Genomic DNA, 3,609 nt, shown 5'->3' with positions numbered 1-3,609 from the left:
GTCGGCTGATGATCGTGAGTGATGGCGATTTTGATAGACCAAACCAAGCGCGTGCTGGTGCAGGGCATCACGGGCCGTGAAGGGCTGCTGCGCACACGGCTCATGCTTGAGTATGGAACGCAGGTTGTGGCGGGCTGCACCCCAGGCAAGGGTGGTGAGACAGTTCATGGCGTACCGGTTTTCGACACGGTCGAGGAAGCAATCGAACAGGTCGGCCCCGTAGACATCAGCGTGATTTTTGTTCCGGCTCCGCTAGTCAAAGATGCTGCACTGGAAGCGATTGCTGCTGACATCAAGTTGCTCGTGCTCATTCCGGATCGCGTGCCGCTGTATGACGTGTTGGAGATCGTGCATGCCGCGCAGCAACGAGGGATTCGGTTTGTCGGGCCGAACACGGTTGGCGTATTGAGTCCGGGCAAGGGATTGCTGGGCATGGTTGGTGGCCGCGCTGCATCGGCCAAGGCATGGTTTCAACCGGGGCCGGTGGGAATCGTCTCGCGCAGCGGTGGGATGAGCGTTTCGACTGGCTACTACTTATGCAAGCATGGCGTTGGCGTGAGCACTATCGTGCATGTGGGCGGCGATGCGGTCGTGGGATTGCCGCTGCCCGATGTGTTAGAGCTATTCGAAGCGGATGAACAGACGGCGGCAGTGGTGATGTTCGGTGAAATTGGAACCACGCAAGAGGAGCGAGTAGCCGAGCTGATCGAGCGCGGCGCCTTCACGAAACCGCTCGTGGCATACATTGGAGGCAAAGCGGCGCAATCGGGCACACGATTTTCTCATGCTGGGGCCATTATCGAAGGGGAGCGCGGCACGTATGAAGGCAAGGTCTCCCGATTACGGGCAGCAGGCGCGTATGTGGTCGAGTCGTTTAACGATGTGCCAGCAGTGACCAAGCAGGTAGTTGAACAGCTCGGCGTTGCGCCGATCATTCCGTGATCCGTAACCCTCTTCGAGGGAAAATCCGAAGCACGAAATCCCAAATCCGAAACGTTTCGGATTTCGTGCTTGGGATTTGGGGTTAGGAGGGCAGAGTGGACGAGACGTGGAAGACAGCAGTTTCAAAGGTTGAACGCAATAGCATTTTGCTTCGCGGCTATCCAATCGAGCAGTTAATCGGCGTTGTCTCGTTTGGCGAGGCGGTGTATCTCACGCTGAGAGGGGAACTGCCCAAGCGCAACGAAGGCAGGATGATTGAAGCGATTTTGGTCTCCGTGATTGATCATGGGCCCACGCCGCCGTCGAGCTTGACCGCGCGAACCATTGCCACGACGGGCGCTGAGCTGAATGCCGCGGTAGCGGGCGGTATTCTAGCCATCTCGCATTATCATGGCGGCGCGATTGAGGAGTGCATGCAGGCTTTGCATGAGGCCGTCGAGTTTCAGCGCCAGAAAGACGTGTCGCTTCAGGAGGCAGCTCAGTGGCTTGTGGCGTCGCATCAGCGCGCGCATCGGCGGATCGCCGGCTATGGTCACCGGTTGCACACCGATGATCCGCGCACGAAGCGGCTGCTCCAGCTCGCTGAGCAGTTAGGCGTGAGCGGCGCGTACATCCAGATGGCCACAGCCATTGAATCGGCCATGAAGCAAGCGTATGGCAAAGACCTCCCCATCAATGCTGATGGAGCAATTGCGGCGATCCTCTGTGACATGGAGTTTCCGCCAATCCTGGCCGACGCATTTTTCATGATCGCGCGCGTGCCAGGCTTGGTAGCTCATGTGATCGAAGAGCGCACTCGGTTCAAGCCGATGCGACGGCTGCATCGCACCGACATCGAATACGATGGACCAGCCGAGAGGCAGTTGCAGCGAATTTCAGAGAAGGAGCCAGCAGAAGTATGAAGGATCAAATTCAAGCCATGATTCCTGAGTTTACCCAGATTCGAGACGAACGCCTGCGTGAGCAAGCGCTGGCCGTCTGGGAAGACGCGCTGCGTGAAGGCGGTTGGCAGCTCGACGATTTACTGCGCATGCCGTTCAGTCTGTGGGCTGACAACCCGACTGTGAGCTTTATCGAACATGTGCGAACGGTCTGCCGTTTGTGCATCGAGATAGAAAAGGTCTTGCGTGATGCCTATGGCGAACGGCTCAGCATCAACCGCGATCATTTGATTGCCGGCGCGCTGTTGGCCGATGTGGGCAAACTGATCGAGTATGAAAAGTCGGATGGCCGTTATGTGCGCAGCCGCAAAGGAGAGCTGCTCCGACACCCGTTCAGCGGCGTAGGCATGGCCTACCGTCGTGGGTTGCCCGAAGCTGTGATGCATGTGATTGCCACGCACTCCAAGGAAGGCGATCATGTGACGCGCTCGCCTGAATCCATCGTCTTCCATCACGCCGATTTCATTAGTTTTGACTTGCTGAGTAAGAAGCGACCGTTCTGAGCCCCTGCGGGGAAATCCGAAGCACGAAATCCGAAACAAAGTCCAATGACCAAACTCTCAAATGTGAAACAAGGATTAGGGCAGTGTTTGGAACATTGAGGTTTTGAACGCTTCAACTTGTTTCGGATTTCGTGCTTGCGATTTGGGATTTCCCTCGCAGAGGGCTTGGGATTTCGATATTCGGATTTCGGATTTCCCCATAGAGGGCCTTATGGGTAAAACGATCTCTCAACAATGGGCTGAATATGCAGCGGCCCTGAGCTTCAGCGATCTTCCGTCAGCGGCTGTCACCGAAGCAAAACGGTTTCTTCTGGATTCGATTGGCTGCGCGCTGGGCGGATTTCATGTAGCCGATTGTCGCATTGCCCGCGATGTCATCGTCGAGATGGGCGGCACTGCCGAAGCCACGCTGATTGCCTTTGGCGATCGAACGAATGCGGTGAATGCGGCTTTGCTCAACAGTCTGATGATTCGTTCGATGGACTACAACGACGTGTACTGGAAACAAGACCCATCGCATCCGAGCGACTTGATTCCGGCTGCATTGTCGTTGGGTGAGCGCCAGCGCAGCTCCGGCCAAGAAGTCATTACGGCCATCATCATTGCCTATGATCTGGAGATGCGCTTGTGTGAAGCGGCCTTTCCGGGCATTCGTGAAATTGGTTGGCATCATGCCAGCTTGACGCAGTTAGCCTCGCCTGTGGTCGCTGGCAAAATCCTACGGCTCCAGCCTGAGCAGTATGTTCATGCCATTGGCATCTCTGGTTCGCACAATCTAACGCTGGGCGCGGTCACGGCCGGTCATCTGACGATGATGAAAAACACGGTTGATCCGATGGCCACGCAAAGCGGCGTCTTTGCGGCGCTGTTAGCTCAACGCGGCTACGTCGGTCCGGAGGCGATTTTTGAAGGCAAAGAAGGCTTGTTCGCGCAGCTTGGTGTGAAGTGGGACCCAGCGCGATTAGTCGCCGGATTGGGCAGTGAATTCAAGATCGTTGATTGTTCGATGAAGCCCTATCCGAGCGAGGCACTGACCCATTCACCGATCACGGCCACACTCCAGCTCGTTCACGAACACGATTTGCACCCGGAGGAAATCGAGCTGGTCGAAGTCCAAACGATTGCTCGCGCTGCGGACATTTTGTCTGATCCATCCAAGTACGAAATCACGTCGAAAGAGACGGCTGATCACAGTCTGCCGTATTGTCTGGCAGCAGCCATTG

At 56.4% G+C, this 3,609-nt stretch carries 4 protein-coding genes; all 4 read left to right on the top strand.

Annotation, left to right across the window (positions count from 1 at the left end):
- Window positions 1-21: 21 nt before the first annotated feature.
- Window positions 22-942, top strand: coding sequence for a CoA-binding protein (locus tag NZ823_15095; GenBank protein ID MCS6806455.1), 921 nt, complete (start codon window positions 22-24; stop codon window positions 940-942).
- Window positions 943-1,037: 95 nt separating this feature from the next.
- On the top strand, window positions 1,038-1,844 hold the full coding sequence (locus NZ823_15090) for a citryl-CoA lyase (protein MCS6806454.1): 807 nt from the start codon (window positions 1,038-1,040) through the stop codon (window positions 1,842-1,844).
- A complete protein-coding gene (locus NZ823_15085; protein ID MCS6806453.1) occupies window positions 1,841-2,386 on the top strand; it encodes an HDIG domain-containing protein in 546 nt (181 codons plus the stop codon). Before NZ823_15090 ends, NZ823_15085 begins: the two co-directional genes overlap by 4 nt.
- A gap of 211 nt (window positions 2,387-2,597) precedes the next feature.
- Window positions 2,598-3,609 (top strand): MmgE/PrpD family protein (locus tag NZ823_15080; GenBank protein ID MCS6806452.1); only part of this gene is annotated, 1,012 nt, incomplete at its 3' end.

Source organism: Blastocatellia bacterium, from assembly GCA_025054955.1.
Classification (GTDB): domain Bacteria; phylum Acidobacteriota; class Blastocatellia; order HR10; family J050; genus JANWZE01.
The sequence above is the reverse complement of the archived record's forward strand: the minus strand, read 5'-3'. Positions and strand labels throughout refer to the sequence as shown.